Annotated in this window: 16 protein-coding genes; 3 read left to right on the top strand and 13 right to left on the bottom strand. The window is 70.3% G+C overall.

The genetic code is table 11. From position 1 onward, the window contains the following. Nucleotides 1–6: 6 nt before the first annotated feature. Entirely contained in the window at nucleotides 7–369 is a 363-nt protein-coding gene (locus U874_RS0103835; RefSeq protein ID WP_025133225.1) for a hypothetical protein, read from the top strand. Here the strand turns inward: U874_RS0103835 and efeB are convergent. The 6 genes from efeB to U874_RS0103805 form a co-directional block, all read right to left on the bottom strand. Then, nucleotides 353–1648, bottom strand: coding sequence for an iron uptake transporter deferrochelatase/peroxidase subunit (gene efeB, locus U874_RS0103830; RefSeq protein WP_025133224.1), 1296 nt, complete (start codon nucleotides 1646–1648; stop codon nucleotides 353–355). The two genes, U874_RS0103835 and efeB, sit on opposite strands and share 17 nt — an antisense overlap. Further along, nucleotides 1638–2852: an iron uptake system protein EfeO gene (gene efeO, locus U874_RS0103825; RefSeq protein ID WP_025133223.1), complete on the bottom strand. Its 1215-nt coding sequence runs from the start codon at nucleotides 2850–2852 to the stop codon at nucleotides 1638–1640. Before efeO ends, efeB begins: the two co-directional genes overlap by 11 nt. A gap of 8 nt (nucleotides 2853–2860) precedes the next feature. Continuing rightward, nucleotides 2861–3775, bottom strand: coding sequence for an iron uptake transporter permease EfeU (gene efeU / locus U874_RS0103820; RefSeq protein ID WP_025133222.1), 915 nt, complete (start codon nucleotides 3773–3775; stop codon nucleotides 2861–2863). Between the two features lie 196 nt (nucleotides 3776–3971). Beyond that, on the bottom strand, nucleotides 3972–5564 hold the full coding sequence (gene serA, locus U874_RS0103815; RefSeq protein ID WP_025133221.1) for a phosphoglycerate dehydrogenase: 1593 nt from the start codon (nucleotides 5562–5564) through the stop codon (nucleotides 3972–3974). 91 nt (nucleotides 5565–5655) lie between these two features. Beyond that, entirely contained in the window at nucleotides 5656–5976 is a 321-nt protein-coding gene (locus tag U874_RS0103810) for a hypothetical protein (RefSeq protein ID WP_025133220.1), read from the bottom strand. A gap of 2 nt (nucleotides 5977–5978) precedes the next feature. After that, complete coding sequence (locus U874_RS0103805; protein WP_025133219.1) at nucleotides 5979–6518, bottom strand: hypothetical protein; 540 nt, start codon at nucleotides 6516–6518, stop codon at nucleotides 5979–5981. A 93-nt stretch (nucleotides 6519–6611) separates the two neighbouring features. On the opposite strand from U874_RS0103805, the gene U874_RS0103800 reads away from it, so the two are divergent. Next, entirely contained in the window at nucleotides 6612–7490 is an 879-nt protein-coding gene (locus tag U874_RS0103800) for a hypothetical protein (RefSeq protein WP_025133218.1), read from the top strand. A gap of 127 nt (nucleotides 7491–7617) precedes the next feature. Continuing rightward, nucleotides 7618–10239, top strand: a complete 2622-nt coding sequence (hrpB, locus tag U874_RS0103795) for an ATP-dependent helicase HrpB (protein WP_025133217.1) — start codon at nucleotides 7618–7620, stop codon at nucleotides 10237–10239. A 35-nt stretch (nucleotides 10240–10274) separates the two neighbouring features. Here the strand turns inward: hrpB and U874_RS0103790 are convergent, their stop codons facing one another. From U874_RS0103790 to ilvD, 7 genes are all read right to left on the bottom strand, one after another. After that, complete coding sequence (locus tag U874_RS0103790; protein ID WP_157834204.1) at nucleotides 10275–10739, bottom strand: hypothetical protein; 465 nt, start codon at nucleotides 10737–10739, stop codon at nucleotides 10275–10277. Continuing rightward, entirely contained in the window at nucleotides 10729–11397 is a 669-nt protein-coding gene (locus U874_RS0103785) for a hypothetical protein (RefSeq protein WP_157834203.1), read from the bottom strand. The genes U874_RS0103790 and U874_RS0103785 overlap by 11 nt, the downstream gene beginning before the upstream one ends. 83 nt (nucleotides 11398–11480) lie before the next feature. Beyond that, nucleotides 11481–12044 carry a papain-like cysteine protease family protein gene (locus U874_RS15905; RefSeq protein WP_157834202.1) on the bottom strand — a complete coding sequence of 188 codons (564 nt, stop codon included), beginning with the start codon at nucleotides 12042–12044 and terminating at the stop codon, nucleotides 11481–11483. A gap of 409 nt (nucleotides 12045–12453) precedes the next feature. Next, entirely contained in the window at nucleotides 12454–13470 is a 1017-nt protein-coding gene (ilvC, locus tag U874_RS0103780; RefSeq protein ID WP_369802347.1) for a ketol-acid reductoisomerase, read from the bottom strand. An 87-nt stretch (nucleotides 13471–13557) separates the two neighbouring features. Continuing rightward, nucleotides 13558–14067 (bottom strand): acetolactate synthase small subunit, encoded by a 510-nt coding sequence (gene ilvN, locus U874_RS0103775; RefSeq protein ID WP_025133213.1) that lies wholly within the window; start codon nucleotides 14065–14067, stop codon nucleotides 13558–13560. A gap of 2 nt (nucleotides 14068–14069) precedes the next feature. Then, the gene (locus U874_RS0103770; RefSeq protein ID WP_036057751.1) at nucleotides 14070–15869 is read right to left on the bottom strand and encodes an acetolactate synthase large subunit; all 1800 of its coding nucleotides are present in this window, start codon (nucleotides 15867–15869) and stop codon (nucleotides 14070–14072) included. Nucleotides 15870–15958: 89 nt separating this feature from the next. After that, nucleotides 15959–17653: a dihydroxy-acid dehydratase gene (ilvD, locus tag U874_RS0103765; RefSeq protein ID WP_025133211.1), complete on the bottom strand. Its 1695-nt coding sequence runs from the start codon at nucleotides 17651–17653 to the stop codon at nucleotides 15959–15961. Between the last annotated feature and the right edge of the window lie 107 nt (nucleotides 17654–17760).

Genomic DNA, 17760 nt, shown 5'->3' with positions numbered 1-17760 from the left:
CTGCGCATGGCAGCTGACGTGGATCCCGCGGTCCGCCGGAAGGCCCGGTTCGATACCGCGATCATCCTGTCGCCGCTCGGCGTCGGTGTGCTCCTGAATGCGATCGTGCGGCCGTGGCTCTCGACGCTCATCGACGCCGAGGAGATCCGCCGCGGCTCGTCGGTCCGCGGTTCGAACCGCTGGTGGGCGGCGAGCCCGGAGTCCGCGGCGGAGCACCCCGCGATCTCGTGGTTCCTCGGCGTGAGCGACGGCGCGATCGCGGCGGTCCTCATGCTGAGCTGCGGGGTGATCGCGCTCGCCATGTGGATCCGCGGGCGGCGCGTGCGCCGCCGCGAGGCGCAGCGCCTCGCGGCTACGCAGTCTCCGTGAAGAGGGCCTCGCCCACGTACTCCCCTGGCCGGATCCCACCGGGGATCGCCCACAGCCCCGAGCCGACGTGCCGGAGGTACTCGTTCATGGAGTCGCTCTTCAGGTTCCGCTGCACGCGCACGAACGTCTCCGGCGTGCGCTGGTAGCTCATGAAGAACAGTCCGGCGCCGAGCTGGCCGAGCGGGTTCGAGCCGTCGACGTAGTTGTATCCGCGGCGCAGCATGCGGAGCCCGCCGTTCTGCTCGGGGTGCGCCAGGCGTACGTGCGCGTCGGCGGCGATCGCCGGGCCGCCCGCAGTCGAGCTCGCCGAGAAATCGGGCGCGTCGAACTCGGCGCCGCCGGAGAGCGGGCCGCCCTCCCCCTTCGTCCTGCCGACGATGCGCTCCTGTTCGGCGAGCGACGCGCGGTCCCAGGTCTCGATGGTCATCGCGATCTTGCGCGCGACGAGGTAGCTGCCGCCGCGCATCCACGCCTGCGGGTGGTCCGCGGGCGCCCAGACGTACTCGGCAAGGGCGTCCCGCTCCTCGGCCATCACGTTCGCGGTACCGTCCTTGAAGCCGAAGAGGTTGCGCGGCGTGTCCTGGTTCACCGAGGTCGAGGACGTGCGCCCGAAGCCGAGCTGGCTCCAGAGGATGCGCGCCGTGCCCATCGCGATCCGGCTGAGGTTGCGGATCGCGTGCACCGCGACCTGCGGGTCGTCGGCGCAGGCCTGCACGCAGAGGTCGCCGCCCGTGGTCCCGGGGTCGAGGAGGTCGAACGCGAACGCGGGCAGTTCCTCGAACTCCGCGGGGCGGCGGTCCGCGATCCCGAAGCGGTCGCGCCCCTCCTCGTCCGCGAACAGCGAGGCGCCGAAGCCGAAGGTGATCGTGAGCCCGGAGGCACCGAGACCGAGCGCCTCGCCCGTGTCGTCCGGCGGGGCGAGCGGCGGACCGCCGACGGCGCCTTCGGCGCTCACGTCCTCGCCGCGCGTGAGCCGCACGGCCGCGTCGGTCCAATCGCGCAGCAGCCCGATGAGCCGCTCCCGGTCGACGCCACGCAGCAGTTCGAAGCTCGCGAAGTGGAGCCGGTCCTGCGCCGGGGTGACGATGCCGGCCTGGTGCTCCCCGTGGAAGGGGATCACGCGGTCGCCGGTTCCCGCAGCGCCCGCGCCGAGCGCGCCGCTCGCCGCGGCCTGCGCGAGCGCGGCGCCGCCGGCACCGCCGACCGCGAGGCCGGCGGTGCCTGCGCCGAGCAGCCCGAGCAGGCCGCGGCGGCTGAGGCGACGCTCGCTATTCGGCACTGATCCCGAGCACCGTGTGCGTGAGCCGCGACATCGGCTCGCTGAGCGCGTTCAGCTGCGCGCCGAGCTCACCGCGGGCGCGCTGGTCGACCGTGGAGTAGTCGACGAAGCCGGACTCGTAGTCGCCGTAGCTCGCGAGCAGGTCAAGCATGCCGACGAACTGCGCGTCGAGCGTCTTCGTGAGCTCGGCGCCGTCGGCCCCCTTCGACTCCGCGATGTCGCGCACCGACTCGTACGCCACCTGGGCGCCCTCGACGTTCGCGCGGAAGTCGTAGAGGTCGGTGTGGGCGAACTCGTTCTCCTCGCCGGGGAGCTTGCCGTCGGGCGCCGCGATCTCGTCGAGGAGACCGATCGCGCCGTTCGTGATGTCGCTCAGCGTGAGCGAGAAGTCGTCGGAGTGGACGAGGTCGTAGAGCGAGGTCACGTCGGCGACGAGCTGGTCGCCCATCTCGGCGCGCTCCGCCGGGGTGAGCGCCACGAGGTCCTCACCGGGGTAGTTCTGCTTCGCGGCGTCGAGCCAGAGGTCCATCTCGATGCGGTGGAAGCCCGTGAAGGGGATCCCCTCGGCCTCGGCGCCAGGCTTGCGGTAGTCGATCGCGGGGTCGAGATCACCGAACTGCTCGGCGGTCGGCTCGATCCGCTCGTAGCTCACGCGAGCGAGCGGGAAGAGGCGGCGGGCCTCGGCGTCATCGCCCGCGGCGTAGGCGTCGACGAAGGCCTGCACCTGGGGCACGAGCTCGGCGGCCTGGCTCTTCACGTACGCGGTGTAGCTCGTCACGGCGGCCGCTTCGGCCTCCGCCTCGTCCGCCGTCGCTTCGACCGTCTCGCCCGTCACGGTGAAGGCCGTCTTCCCGATGCCTGCGCCCACCATGCCCGGCTTGCACACGGTGTAGTAGGTGCCGGGCTGCGCGACGAGCGTGAGGTCGCGGCTCGCGCCGGGGGCGATGTTCTCGACCTCGCCGACGATCGAGAGCTCGTTCTCCGCGAGGACGTAGAACTCGGTGACCTGCTCGCCCGAGTTCGTCACCGAGAAGGTGATGGGGCCGCTGGCTGCGGTGTCCGCGCTCACTGCACATGCGTCGGCCGAGGAGTCGACGGTGAGCGCGGTCGCGGCGCCGGTGCCGGCGTTCGGCACGCACCCGGTGAGGGTGAGCGCGCCGGTCGCGACGAGGGCGGCGAGAGTCAGAGTGGATCGGGTCTGCACGAGAGCTCCTAGCTGGTGGGTGCGGGGGACGGAACGGGGGCGGCGCCGGGAGCCCGCTGCGGGGCGGGACGGAGCGCGCGGCTCAGGAAGATGAGCAGGGTGGGGATCAGGTACAGCGCGTAGGCGAGCAGCTCGAGCTTCGTCATCTCGGGGGTGAAACCCACGGTCCCCTTGAGGAGGCTGCCGAGCAGCCCGTCGGGCGCGATGACGTGCGGGATGCGGAAGGCCCAGGCCTGCTCCCCGTACCAGGACTGCACGAAGGCGCCAGCGCCCTCGGGGGCGACGGCGAACGGGCCGGGCAGCACGGCGGCCTCCTGCAGGTCGTGGATCGCGTAGGCGACGACGCCCGCGGCGAAGACGATGAGGAGCGCACCCGTCCAGGTGAAGAAGCGGGCGAGGTTCACGCGGAGCATGCCGCGGTAGATGAGCCAGCCGAGCGCGCACGCGAGCAGGATGCCCGCAACGGCAGCCGCGAGCCCGACGAGCGGGCTCTCCCCCGCGGAGCGCGTGGTCGCCCAGATGAAGAGCGCCGTCTCGAGCCCCTCGCGGCCGACCGAGAGGAAGCCGACGGCGACGATGCCCCAGCCCGAGCCCGCGATCGCAGCGCCCAGCTGCCCCTCGAGCTCGGCGCGCATGCCGCGTGCGGTGCGGAGCATCCAGAACACCATCCACGTCACGAGACCCACCGCGACGAGCGAGAGCGTGCCGCCGATGATCTCCTGCGCCTGGAACGACAGCCCGTAGGCGCCGAAGGTGAGCACCGCACCCGTCACGAGCGAGGCCAGCACCGCGAGCGCGACGCCCGCCCAGATGCGGCGCGCGACGTCGGGACGGCCGATCCGCTGCACGTAGGCGAGGAGGATCCCGACGACGAGGGCGGCTTCGAGCCCCTCGCGCAGGCCGATCAGGAACGTTCCGAGCATGCTGCCTCTTCGTGGCGGGGCCGAGGCGTGGAGCGCCGCGCGGCCTGATGTGATGATGGTAAGGCGCACCTTACTTGTAGGACTCGCTTACAGTACTCCTCTCGGGCCCGGACGACAAGTTCGCCACGAAAAAAGCACCCCCGGTCCGAGGACCGGGGGTGCTGGGCACGCGGCGGGCGCCGCGCGGCAGGCGCGCCTAGAGCGCGTCGACGTCGATCGTGTGGAGCGTGTCCGCGCCGATCGCTGCGCGGAGCGACTCGACGAGCTCATCCGCAACGGGAGCGTCCACCGAAAGCACCGAGAGCGCGGTACCGCGCTTCTCGTCGCGGGCGATCTGCAGCCCCGCGATGTTCACGCCGGCCTCGCCGAGCAGCCCGCCGTACGCCGCGACGATGCCGGGGCGGTCGGTGTAGCTGAAGACGATCAGGTGCTCGGGGATCGGCAGCTCGACCTCGTAGCCGTTGACCTCGACGATCTTCTCAATCTGCTTCGGCCCCGTGAGCGTGCCCGAGACGGACAGCGGGGTGCCGTCCGTGAGCGCGCCGCGGATCGTGATGACGTTACGGTAGCTCTCCGAGAGCGCGTCCACCGAGAACCGCACCTCAACGTTGCGCTGCTCGGCGAGGAGCGGCGCGTTGACGTACGAGACCGGGTCGCTCACGACCTTCGAGAAGATGCCCTTAAGCGCGGCGAGACGGAGCGCCTCGACGTTGTGATCGGCGAGCTCGCCGTGCACCTCGATGTCGAGCGAGCCGAGCGGGCCCGCCGCGAGCCCCGCGAAGATCTGGCCGAGCTTCTCGGTGAGGGGCAGCCCGGGGCGCACGACCTCGTTGATCACGCCGCCGGCCACGTTCACCGCGTCGGGCACGAGATCGCCGGCGAGCGCGAGGCGCACCGACTTCGCGACCGAGACGCCGGCCTTCTCCTGCGCCTCCTCCGTGGAGGCGCCGAGGTGCGGGGTCACGTTGACCGAGTCGAGCCCGGTGAGGCTCGCGTCGGCGGGCGGCTCCTGCACGAACACGTCGAGCGCCGCGCCCGCGATCTCGCCGGCCGCAAGGGCCTCGGCCAGGGCGGCCTCGTCGATCAGGCCACCGCGCGCGACGTTCACGACGTACGCGGTGCGCTTCATGGCCTTGAGCTGCTCCGCACCGATCATCCCGAGGGTCTCGGGGGTGCGGGGCATGTGGATCGTCAGGAAGTCGGCGCGCTCCACGAGCTCCTCGAGCGAGACGAGCTGCACGCCGAGCTGCTGGGCGCGGGTGGCCGTGACGTAGGGGTCGTACGCGACGAGCTCGACGCCGAAGCCGCGGAGGCGCTCGGCCACGAGCGCGCCGATCCGGCCGAGGCCGATGATGCCGATCGTCTTCTCGTAGAGCTCGGTGCCCGTGAACGACGAGCGCTTCCACTGCCCCGCGGAGAGCGAGGCGTGGGCGCGCTGCAGGTGGCGCGCGAGGCCGAGGATGTGGGCGACCGTGAGCTCAGCCGCGCTGATCACGTTCGAGGTGGGGGCGTTCACGACCATCACGCCGGCCTGCGTGGCCGCCTTGATGTCGACGTTGTCGAGGCCCACACCGGCGCGCGCGACGACCTTCAGCCGAGGCGCCCAGCCGAGCGCCTCCGCATCGATCTGCGTGGCGGAGCGCACGAGCACTGCGTCAGCGGTCGCGAGCGCCGAGCGGAGCGCGTCGCGGTCGGTCCCGTCGACGTGCACCACCTCGAAGTCGGGGCCGAGCGCGGCAATGGTGGCGGGCGAGAGTTGTTCGGCGATCAGCACGACCGGCGCAGACATCAAGCGAATCCTTCGGGTCAGCGACAGGGAATCTGCGTGAACACACACGCAGATCCCTCAGTCTACCGGCGTCCCGGGCGCGTTCCGCGCGCTATGCGAAATATGTCGACTCGGGGATGAGGTGCATGACGTCGAGCTGCACGACCGCGACGAGGGTGATCCCTGCCGCGAGCAGGAGAATCCGTGCGCCACCGCGGCGGCCGCGGCCGAGCAGCAGCGCACCGGCGAAGACGAGCGGGGGCATCGCGATCCCGAACACGAGCCAGACCCAGCCCGAGACGCTGAGCCCCATGCCGAGGGCGCCAGCCATGCCGAGCATGCCGAGGAGATTGCCGACACCGGTCGTGGTCGCGTGCACGTAGAGCACGGCGATGAGCAGGCCGCCCACCCAGGCGGCGATACGGGACACCACGATTAGCCTCCTCGGGCGATCAGCATCGGGAGCGGCAGGAGCACGACGGCGCCCACCGCGAGCAGGATCGTGAGCCGCGCCGTCCCCTTGCCGCGCGCGAGCACGAGCGCCGTGAAGAACCACATCGCGGGGGCGATGGGGGCCGCCCAGAAGACGATCTGCTGCAGGATCCCGCCGAGCGAGCCGCTGCCCGCGGCGGTCAGCGCGTTGACGGTCGCGTAGGCCTGCGCGACGTTCGCCCAGCCAAGCGTGTAGAGCAGGTAGAGCCCGCCGAACACGCCGAGCGCCACGAGCGCGCCGTTCGAGACCTGCTCGCGCGGTGCCTCGGCCAGGGCGTCGCTCGCCGCGCCACCCGCCGCGCCCGGCGCATCCGCCGCCGCATCCGCCGCCGCATGCTCCGCGGCGTCGGCCGAAACCGCCCCCGGATCAGCCACTGCGGCGGCGCCTGCGGCGTCCTCGATCTGCGGGGCGGGGTCGCCCTCTACCGTCCACCCGCTCGCGAGCGCGCTCTCGCGAGCCGCCCGGACCGTCTTCTTAGCCATTCGGCCAGCGTAACGATCGGAAGCTCGGAGACACCCGGGAGCCGGGCGTTCCCGGTATATTTTGACGTACCGTCGATGCGAGAGAGAGCAGTCATGACCGATACTCCCCCGAAGAAGAAGGTCGTTCGAGTCGAGCGCGCCGAGCCCTCCGCCTCGACTACGGAGGGCCGCGGCGGAGCCCGCGGCGAGGACCGCACACCGGCGTGGACGCCCACCCCGGAGGCGAAGTCGCAGGCAACCCAGCGCCGCATCATCGCGTGGGTGCTGTGGGCGCTCGCAATCGGCCTCCAGCTCTTCGCGATCTTCTGGATCCTCAAGCAGGTCCCCGTCAACATGTGGCTCCTGATTGGGGCGATCGTCGTCACCGGCGTGCTCTCGGTGATCGGCTCGCTGTGCTGGAAGCAGGCGAACCGGCTCGATCCCGCCTCCGAGCGCGAGCCCGTGAAGTTCTTCGTCCAGAACCAGCTCGGCGCGATCATGGCGATCGTCTCGTTCCTGCCGCTCATCATCCTGATCTTCCTGAACAAGAACATGTCGGGCAAGCAGAAGGCGCTCGCGGGCGGGATCGGCGTGGTCGTGCTGCTCATCGCCGCGGCCTTCGGGATCAGCTACCAGTCGCCCTCCCAGGAGCAGTACGCCGCCGAGACGAACATCATCGAGCAGCTCACGGGCGCCGATGAGGTGTACTGGACGAAGAGCGGCAGCGTCTTCCATGTCTGCGAGGCCGTCCCCGACGTGAACAAGCAGTCGAAGGACGGCACGATCTACACGGGCACAGTCGCCGACGCGCACGCCGCGGGCAAGGACCGGCTCACGCAGAAGTGGGAGAGCGAGGCGACGAAGCACTGCGGCTACACCCAGGAGCAGGTCGACGCGGTGAAGGCAGGGCTCGAGCTGCCCGCCGCCGACCCGAGCGAGGCGCCCGCGACCGAGCAGTCGACGGAGGCGCCGGCGGAGACCCCCGCCGAGTAATCCGGTCCCCGCAGCACCGGGGACCCATCGCAGGACAGCGCAGCGGGGCCGCGCGGGGAGACCCGGGCGGCCCCGCTGCTGCGTGGACACGCCCGCCGCGGCGCATGGGGCCTCCTAGGATGTGTGGGTGAGCTCCCCCCTCTTCGACCTCGCCGCGATCGGCGCCGGCCTCCCCGTCACCGCCGCCGCGGCAGAGATCCGCCTGGCCGCCGCGACCGGGGCAGCCGTCATCACGGCACCGCCGGGCACGGGCAAGACGACGCTCGTGCCCGCGCTGATCGCGAACCTCTGCGCGGAGCGCGCGGGCGCGGGCGCCGCCCCCGGTCGCGTGCTCGTGACCCAGCCGCGCCGCGTCGCCGTGCGCGCGGCCGCGCGGCGGCTCGCGGCACTCGACGGCTCGGCGCTCGGCGAATCCGTCGGCTTCACCGTGCGCGGCGAGCGCGTGGTGGGCCGGAGCACGCGCGTCGAGGCGCTCACCCCCGGGGTGCTTCTCCGGCGCCTGCTCGCCGACCCGGGGCTCGACGGCGTCGACGCGGTCGTGCTCGACGAGGTCCATGAGCGTGCGCTCGACGGCGATCTGCTCGTCGGCATGCTCGCGGAGCTCCGCGAGCTGCGGCCCGAACTCATCCTTGTGGCCATGTCTGCCACGCTCGACGCGGCGGGGCTCGCGGTGCTGCTCGACGCGACCCCCGTCGAGGTGCCCGGCGCGCTCCACCCGCTCGAGATCGCTCACGAGCCCGGTCCCGGCTCGCGGCTCGATGAGCGCGGGGTGACGCGCGACTTCCTGTCGCACATCGCGGGACTCGCGGCCCGCGAGCAGGCCAGCGCGGGCGCCGATGCGCTCGTCTTCCTCCCCGGCGCCCGCGAGGTGGACACCGTCGTGGGCCTCATCCGCGATCGGGTGCCCGCCCCCGGAACGGAGAACGGCGTCGAGGTGCTCCCCCTCCACGGCAGGCTCCCCGCGCGGGAGCAGGACCGCGCCGTCTCGGGACGCGGTCCGGACGATCCGCCGCGCATCGTGGTGAGCACCGCGCTCGCCGAGAGCTCCCTCACTGTGCCCGGCGTGCGGCTCGTCATCGACGCGGGGCTCACGCGCGAGCTCCGCCGCGACCAGGGCCGCGACATGACGGGCCTCGTCACGGTGAGCGCATCGCGCGCGAGCGTCGAGCAGCGCGCGGGCCGAGCCGCCCGGCAGGGCCCGGGTCGGGCCGTTCGCGCATACTCGGAGGCCGAGCTCGCCCGGATGCCCGCGGCGATCACCCCGGAGATCCTCTCGGCCGACCTGACGGACGCGGCCCTCCTCCTCGCGGCCTGGGGCACGCCGGGCGGCGCGGGGCTACGCCTCCCCACCGCCCCGCCCGCCGCGGCGATGGCGCGCGCGCTCGACACGCTCACGGCCCTCGGCCTCATCCGCGCCGACGGCCGCCCGACACCGCTCGGCACGCGCGTCGCCGGGCTGCCCGTCGGCGTCCGCGAGGCCCGCGCGCTCCTCGAGGGCGCCGAGGAGCTCGGCAGCGCCTCCCGCGCTGCCGAGGTCGTCGCCGCGCTCTCGGATGATCACCGCGATCCCGGGGCCGACCTCGGGGCGCTGCTCCGCGGGCTGCGCTCCGGACGCGCGCCGGGCGCCGAGCGCTGGCGGCGGGAGGCGCGGCGCCTCGCGGCGCTCATTCCGACGGATGGGCGCGTGGACGCGACGTCGCCGAGCACGGAGTCGGGGCAGCTCCCCGCGGACCGGAGCGGCGAGGCAGCCGGGGTCGTCACGGCGCTCGCCCGGCCCGAGTGGCTCGCCCGCCGCACCGCGCCGCACAGCCGCAGCTACCTGCTCGCGAGCGGCACGCGCGCCGCGCTCCCGGAGGGCAGTGCACTCCTCGCGGCGGAGTGGCTCGCCGTGCGCGAGGTGCAGCGCGCCGAGGGGCGCGCGGCGGACGGCACAGGCGCAGTGATCCGGCTCGCCGCAGCGCTGCCGGAAGCGGAGGCGCTCCGAATCGGGGCTCCCCTGCGCACCGCGGTGCGCCGCGCCGAGGTCGCCGAGGGCCGCGTGCGGGTGCGCGAGGAGCGCCGACTGGGCGCGATCCTGCTCACCGCGCAGGCCGTGCCCGCACGTCCCGAGGACACGGGCCCCGCACTTGCGGCGCACGTGCGCGAGCTCGGGCTCGAGGCGCTCGATTGGACCCCCTCCGCCGTCGCGCTCCGCGGGCGACTCGGGCTGCTGCACCGCGAGCTCGGAGCCCCGTGGCCCGCGGTCGACGATGAGGCTCTCCTCGCGCGGCTCGATGCCTGGCTCGAGCCCGATCTGGAGCGGTTGAACCCGCGCGCGTCACTGCGCGGCATCGATGTGTCCGGGGCGCTGCGGCGCCTGCTCCCGTGGCCCGAGGCCGCGCGCTTCGACGAGCTCGCGCCCGAACGACTCTCGGTGCCGTCGGGTGCCTCCGCACGGATCGACTACCCGGCTCCCGACGCGGAGGGCGGCCGCCCCGTCGTCTCGGTGAAGCTCCAGGAGCTCTTCGGCCTCGCGGAGACGCCCCGCCTCGTCGGGGGCCGCGTGCCCGTGCTCTTCCATCTCCTCTCCCCCGCGCGCCGCCCCCTCGCAGTGACCGATGATCTCTCGTCGTTCTGGAACGGCCCGTACCAGGAGGTGCGCAAGGAGATGCGCGGACGGTATCCGAAGCATCCCTGGCCGGAGGATCCGTGGACCGCGGAGGCAACGGCCCGAACGAAACGTGCGCAGCGCCCGCCGGAGCGGGCATGACGACGCACCAGCGCGTCGCGCGCGGCACTCTGGAATCACTCCGATCGCCGGTGCGCCTCCTGCAGAATGAGAAGTTCTGCATCAGTCGGAGTGCTCCCGAGACAGAAACTGGCGAGGCTCCCCCACATGCTTCCGTTGTTCTCACCGTCGGGGAGTGCAGCTCTGGACGTCTCTTGCCCGGTGAGCCAGATCTTGTCACCCGGGCTCACTATTTCGCCGTTTGGGAGTCTCACCGCGCTCGGATCTGAGTCCGGGCGCGTCGTCCCCTCGGGCCACACAATCCACGGCATCGACTCCGATCCGGTGTCAAGCGCGAAGCACCCGTCGCCAGGGTCGACGACCTCCCCGATGACCTCTTGAAGCTCACGCTCCATCGCTGAGAAGCCGTCCGTTCCCAATGGAGTGTTGCCGACCGTATCGTCGCTACAGCTCGCGGTGGCGATCACAATCCCGAACGCAACACCGAGCGTGCTCCAGCGCACTCGCTTCCTATTCAGCACGGGCGTCTCGCCTCCGGCGGACGGTGTCTCGCAGCAGGGCGAGACCCGAGATACTGAGAATGGCACTTCCCACCGCGAGAAGCGGGTCGCTGCGCGTGTGGTCTCGCACCGAGTGAGCGAGCGAGAATCCGCCGCTCGCTCCCCCTGCGAGATCGCTGTTCCCATCTGCGAGAATCTGGTCAGCCACCACACCCGCTTCCTCGACTCCTGACTGATATTCGTCAATAGTCAGTTCGCCCATGTCCTCGGCAAGCCCTTCCAGCGGGACAACCCTATCTTCGAGAGGATCGAGCAAAGCTCTGCCCTCACCAAACGGATCCATGAGTAAGACCTGAGTCTCGCTTTCGACGATTTCGTCTACAGCCCATGCAACACTCACGGCATCGTCATAGACCGCCAGGTCGATCACCCCGGTCGACGGATCCCGCCAAGCAGTGATAGTACCTACGAGCGTCCCGCCAGAGGACAGCGGTGCCGTCCATTCCTCAAGACCGACGAAATTTCCCATGTCATCGACTGAGAAAACCTGAATGGGCTCACCGATCTCGGGGTCGGTGAGCCCAAGCGACACTGAGAGTGGATCGCCACCGGATTCTCCGTCGCTCGTCAGGGCGCTCCTGGCTGCGGTGCGGAACCAGTTCGCAACTTCATCTGGCACTCGGCTCGCCTCCGAGTAGACTGGAGCGAGAGTGATGGGTCCAAGACCCACCAAAGCGCTTACTACGACATACTTCAGTGCGGTCATCGCTTCGTGATTCCAATCCGGGTGTGGGTCCAGCTCCAGATACTGTTGTCCGTGAGATATGCATGCGTGCCCGCGCGCGTGGTTCCCGTCGCAGGGTCTTGCCAGGAGTAGCGATAGTTCCTTGACTGTGCATTCCATTCATACCCTTTGAGGACAACCATGTGACCGGTCGTCTTCCGTGGCTTGTACCCGTACCGCACCATGACAGGTCGGCTCTGTCCGAGCTCTCCCCGCACGGTTCGTTCCGATCCGGCGTAAGCGAGCACCGTCCCTGTCCTGACTTTGTAGGCTTCGAGGGCCCGTTGTACGTCTGAAGTGAAGGATCCTGGACTATTCGCGCATTTCGACGATCTCTTACCCTTCTTGACTATGTTGCATTGTGAAGGCTTGACCCCAGACGTGTAGGTGATCACCATCTGCGAAGACGCGGCCCAGCACCACTGAGTCTGTTCTTGCCGGTAGTTCGGGACTCCTAGCCCGATACCGTGTGCAGCAGACGCCCCACACAGAATCAGTCCGATGATCACACCTAACGCCGAGATCTTCCTCTTCCAGTGCATCCAATGTCTCCCATTCGGTTCGGAGCAGCAACGCTCTTCCGGGGAGTGTACTGAGGGCGCTGGCGGCATCACTCACTCATCTGAGGGAGCGTGAGCCCAGACCCGCGGAGTTCGGAATGACTTCGCCGATGCCGGGGCGGATACTCGCTTCCGTGCCCTCAATCGTTCCTGCACTGCGCCCCCGCACGCGATGCTCCCTTGCCTGAGGGGAGATTATTGTCCAACGGGCAGCGTCGTCTCCCCGGGGTAGGCATCTCCGGGTAATTGCCTGCCCCCTCGTGGGGAGACTACCCCTGCGAGCGCAGCGCCCGCCGGAGCGGGCATGACAAAGGCCCCGGGGGATCACTCCCCCGGGGCCTTCGTTCAGCCGCGCGCCGGTTCCTCGAGCGGCACCGGCACGGCGCGGGCGCTAGCGCGCGACGCTGCCGTCGACGTAGTCCTCGTCGGTCGACTTCCAGGCGAAGAGCTTCCGCAGCTCGCGGCCCGTCGTCTCGATCGGGTGCTGCTCGCCCTTGGCGCGGAGCTCGAGGAACTCGGCGCCGCCGTTGTCCTGGTCGGCGATGAAGCGCTCGGCGAAGGCACCCGACTGGATGTCCGCGAGCACGGCCTTCATGTTCTCCTTCACCTCGGGGGTGATGACGCGGGGGCCGGAGACGTAGTCGCCGTACTCAGCGGTGTCGGAGACCGACCAGCGCTGCTTGGCGATGCCGCCCTCCCACATGAGGTCGACGATGAGCTTCAGCTCGTGGAGCACCTCGAAGTAGGCGATCTCGGGCTGGTAGCCCGCCTCGGTGAGGGTCTCGAAGCCGTACTGCACGAGCTGCGAGGTGCCGCCGCAGAGCACGGCCTGCTCGCCGAAGAGATCCGTCTCGGTCTCCTCGGTGAAGGTCGTCTTGATGACGCCGGCGCGCGTCCCGCCGATCGCCTTCGCGTACGACTTCGCGGTCTCCCACGCGGTGCCCGAGGCGTCGACCTCGACGGCGATGATGTCGGGGATGCCACGGCCGGCCTCGAACTCGCGGCGCACGGTGTGGCCGGGAGCCTTCGGGGCAACGAGGATCACGTCGACGCCCGCGGGCGCCTCGATGTAGCCGAAGCGGATGTTGAAGCCGTGCGCGAACGCGAGGGTCTTGCCCTCGGTCATGTGCTGCTTGATCTGCTCGTTGTAGATCGCGCGCTGGTGCTGATCCGGTGCGAGGATCATGATGAGATCGGCCCACTCGGCTGCGGCGTCGACGGTCTTCACCTCGAAGCCGGCCTCCTCGGCCTTGGCGATCGACTTCGAGCCCTCCTTGAGGGCGATGACCACCTCGACGCCCGAGTCGCGAAGGTTCATCGCGTGGGCGTGCCCCTGGGAGCCGTAGCCGACGACGGCCACCTTCTTGCCCTGGATGATCGACAGATCGGCATCTGCGTCGTAGTACATCTCAGCCACTGGATTTCTCCTTTAGTTGTTGGTTCGGTTCTGCGCGGAACGCGCACGCCATGCCTGCCGCGATGCTGCGGCACGCGGTTAGTTTTTGAAGACCCGCTCGGTGATCGACTTGGATCCGCGCCCCATGGCGATGAGGCCGGACTGCGCGATCTCCTTGATCCCGTACGGCTCGAGCACCTTCAGGAAGGCGTCGATCTTGCCCGAGTCGCCCGTCACCTCGATGGTGAGCGCGTCCGGGACGACGTCGACGACGCGGGCCCGGAAGAGCCCCACCGCCTCGAGCACGTGCGAACGGTTCTGGTTGTCCGCGCGCACCTTGATCAGGACGTGCTCGCGCTGCACCGAGCTCGCCTCGTCGAGTTCGACGATCTTGATCACGTTGACGAGCTTGTTGAGCTGCTTCGTGACCTGCTCGAGCAGGGTCTCGTCCTCGTCGACCACGACGGTGATGCGCGAGAGTCCGCGCATCTCCGTCGGTCCGACGGCGAGCGATTCGATGTTGAAGCCGCGGCGGGCGAAGAGCCCCGCGACTCGGGTCAGCAGACCCGGCTTGTCCTCGACGAGGAGGCTGAGAACGTGACGGCTCATGGTTACTCTCCCTCCCACTCGGGGGCGTGATCAAGTGCGTACTGGATATCGCTGTTCGAGGTGCCCTGGCGGACCATCGGCCACACCATGGCGTCGGCGCTCACGACGAAGTCGATCACCACGGGGCGGTCGTTCGTCTCGAGCGCGAGCTTGATCGCCTCGTCGACCTGGTCCTCCCGCTCCACGCGGATCGCGAGGCAGCCGTAGGCCTCCCCGAGCTTCACGAAGTCGGGTACCCGAGGGGAGCCGTGGCCCGTGTTGAGCTCGGTGTTCGAGTAGCGGCCGTCATAGATGAGGGTCTGCCACTGGCGCACCATGCCGAGCGAGGAGTTGTTGATCACCGCGACCTTGATCGGGATGTTGTTCACGACGCAGGTCGCGAGCTCCTGGTTCGTCATCTGGAAGCAGCCGTCGCCGTCGATCGCCCAGACGACGCGCTCCGGCTCGGCGACCTTCGCACCCATCGCGGCGGGCACCGAGTAGCCCATGGTGCCGGCGCCGCCCGAGTTCAGCCACGAGTTCGGGCGCTCGTACTTGATGAACTGCGCGGCCCACATCTGGTGCTGGCCGACACCCGCGGCGAAGACGCCCTCGGGTCCGGTGAGCTCGCCGATGCGCTGGATCACGTGCTGGGGCGAGAGCAGCCCGTCGCTCGTCTCCTGGTAGCCGAGCGGGAACTTCTCCTGCAGCTCGTGCAGTCGCGCCCACCAGGGCCCCTGGTCGGCGAAGGTCTGGCTCATCTTCGCGGAGGAGACCGCGGCAGTGAGGTCGGCGATCACCTCGGCGGCATCGCCCACGATCGGCACGTCGGCCGCGCGGATCTTGCCGATCTCCGCGGGATCGATGTCGGCGTGGATCACCTTCGCCTCGGGGGCGAAGAGTGCCGCCTTGCCCGTCACGCGGTCGTCGAAGCGCGCACCAAGCGTGATCAGCAGATCGGCTTCCTGCAGCGCGAGCACCGCGGGCACCGTGCCGTGCATGCCCGGCATGCCGAGGTGCTGCGGGTGCGAGTCGGGGAACACGCCGCGCGCCATGAGCGTCGTCACGACGGGGGCACCGACAAGCTCGGCGAGCTGGATGAGCTCAGCCGAAGCCCCGGCGCGGCCCACGCCGCCGCCCACGTAGAAGACGGGGCGCTCCGCCGCGGCGATGAGATCGGCCGCGGCCTGGATCTGCTTGCTGTTCGCCTTCGTGATCGGGCGGTAGCCTGCGAGGTCGACCTGCGGGTCCCAGACGAAGTCAAGGAGACCCTCCTGCGCGTCCTTCGTGATGTCCACGAGCACGGGACCGGGGCGGCCGGTCGAGGCGAGGTGATACGCCGCGGCGATCGCCGCGGGCACCTCGGCGGCCGTCGTGACGAGGAACGAGTGCTTCGTGATCGGCATCGTGATACCCACGATGTCGGCCTCCTGGAACGCATCCGTGCCCATGAGGTGCGAGAACACCTGGCCCGTGATCGCGAGGAGCGGCACGGAGTCCATGTACGCGTCGGCGATCGCGGTGACGAGGTTCGTCGCGCCGGGGCCGGAAGTCGCGATGCACACGCCGACCTCGCCGCTCGCGGCGGCGTAGCCCTCGGCGGCGTGGCCGCCGCCCTGCTCGTGGCGGACGAGGATGTGGCGGATCTTCTCCGCGTCCATGATCGTGTCGTACAGCGGGAGGACCGCGCCGCCGGGCAGGCCGAAGACGTCCGAGACGCCCAGAGCCTCCAGGCTGCGGAGGACCGCCTGCGCGCCGGTCATCTGCTCACCCCGGCCGGAGCCGGGCATTGCGGGTGGTGTAGCACTCGATTCCGAGGTCATTGCTTGCTTTCGTGATCGTAAGGTGGACGCGGCACACGCGCGGGCGACGGGCTGCGCCGGTGAGGGCGCGCGGTCGTCGTGACCGCGACTCAGCCGGTGACGGCGCCTTCGGAGGCGGAGCGGACGAGCTTGGAGTACTTCGCGAGTACGCCGCGCGTGTATCGCGGGGGAAGCGGGGCCCAGGTGGCTCGGCGGGCCTCAAGCTCAGCGGGGTCTACCAGCAGATCGAGCGTTCGTGCGGCGATATCGACCCGAATCAGGTCACCGTCGCGGACCAGTGCGATCGGACCACCGTCCGTCGCCTCTGGTGCAATGTGGCCGATGCACAGGCCGGTTGTGCCGCCTGAGAATCGTCCGTCCGTCAATAGTAGTACATCTTTTCCGAGCCCCGCGCCCTTGATGGCCGCGGTGATCGCGAGCATCTCGCGCATGCCCGGGCCGCCCTTCGGGCCTTCGTAGCGGATCACGACGATGTCGCCCGCGCCGATCTTGCCCTCGGTGAGGGCGTCCATCGCGGCCCGCTCGCGCTCGAAGACGCGCGCCGGCCCCTCGAAGACCTCGGCGTCGAAGCCCGCGGTCTTCACGACGGCGCCCTCGGGGGCGAGACTGCCCTCCAGGATCGTGAGGCCGCCCGTGGCGTGGATCGGGTTGTCGAGCTGGCGGATCACCGTGCCGTCGAGGGGCTGGGGGCGCAGCTCGGCGAGGTTCTCGGCAACGGTCTTGCCCGTCACCGTGAGGGCGTCGCCGTGGAGCAGGCCGGCGTCGAGGAGCGCCTGCATCACGACGGGCATGCCGCCCACGCGGTCGAAGTCCTGAGCGACGAACTGGCCGAACGGCTTCACATCGGCGAGGTGCGGGGAGCGCTGCCCGATCCGGGTGAAGTCGTCGAGCGTGAGCTCGACCTCGGCCTCGCGGGCGATCGCGAGCAGGTGGAGCACCGCGTTCGTCGAGCCGCCGAGCACCATGGCGACGGTGATCGCGTTCTCGAAGGCTTTCTTGGTGAGGATGTCGCGGGTCGTGATGCCCGTCCGGAGCAGGTTCACCACGGCCTCGCCCGAGCGGTGCGCGTAGTAGTCACGGCGGCGGTCGGCCGACGGCGGCGCGGCCGAGCCGGGGAGGCTCATGCCGAGCGCCTCGGCGACGCAGGCCATCGTGTTCGCGGTGTACATGCCGCCGCAGGCGCCCTCGCCGGGAGCGATCGCGCACTCGATGCGCTTGAGATCCTCCTCGGACATGGTGCCCGCCTTGCACGCGCCGACCGCCTCGAAGGAATCGATGATCGTGACGGTCTTCTCGGTGCCGTCGGAGAGCTTCACCCAGCCGGGGGCGATCGAGCCCGCGTAGAGGAAGACGCTCGCGAGGTCGAGGCGCGCAGCGGCCATGAGCATGCCGGGGAGCGACTTGTCGCAGCCCGCGAGCACGACCGTGCCGTCGAGGCGCTCGGCCATCACGACGGTCTCGACGGAGTCCGCGATGACCTCGCGCGACACGAGCGAGAAGTGCATGCCCTCGTGCCCCATCGAGATCCCGTCGGAGACGGAGATGGTGCCGAACTGGAGCGGGTACCCGCCGCCCGCGTGGACGCCCTCCTTGGCGCCCTGCGCGAGGCGGTCGAGCGACAGGTTGCACGGCGTGATCTCGTTCCAGGAGGAGGCGATGCCGATCTGCGGCTTGTCCCAGTCCTCGTCGCCCATGCCGACCGCGCGGAGCATGCCGCGGCTCGTCGTGGCCTCGATGCCGTCGGTCACGTCGCGGCTGCGCGGCTTCATGTCAATCTCTGCCATGGCCCAAGTCTATGCCCTCCCCCATGCCGGATCGAGGACGCGCCCGGGCCCGGGAACGACGACGGCGCCGCCGCCCCGAGGGGCGGCGGCGCCGTCGTGTGCAGCGG

This window comes from Leucobacter sp. PH1c, from assembly GCF_000633415.1.
GTDB lineage: Bacteria > Actinomycetota > Actinomycetes > Actinomycetales > Microbacteriaceae > Leucobacter.
The sequence above is the reverse complement of the archived record's forward strand: the minus strand, read 5'-3'. Positions and strand labels throughout refer to the sequence as shown.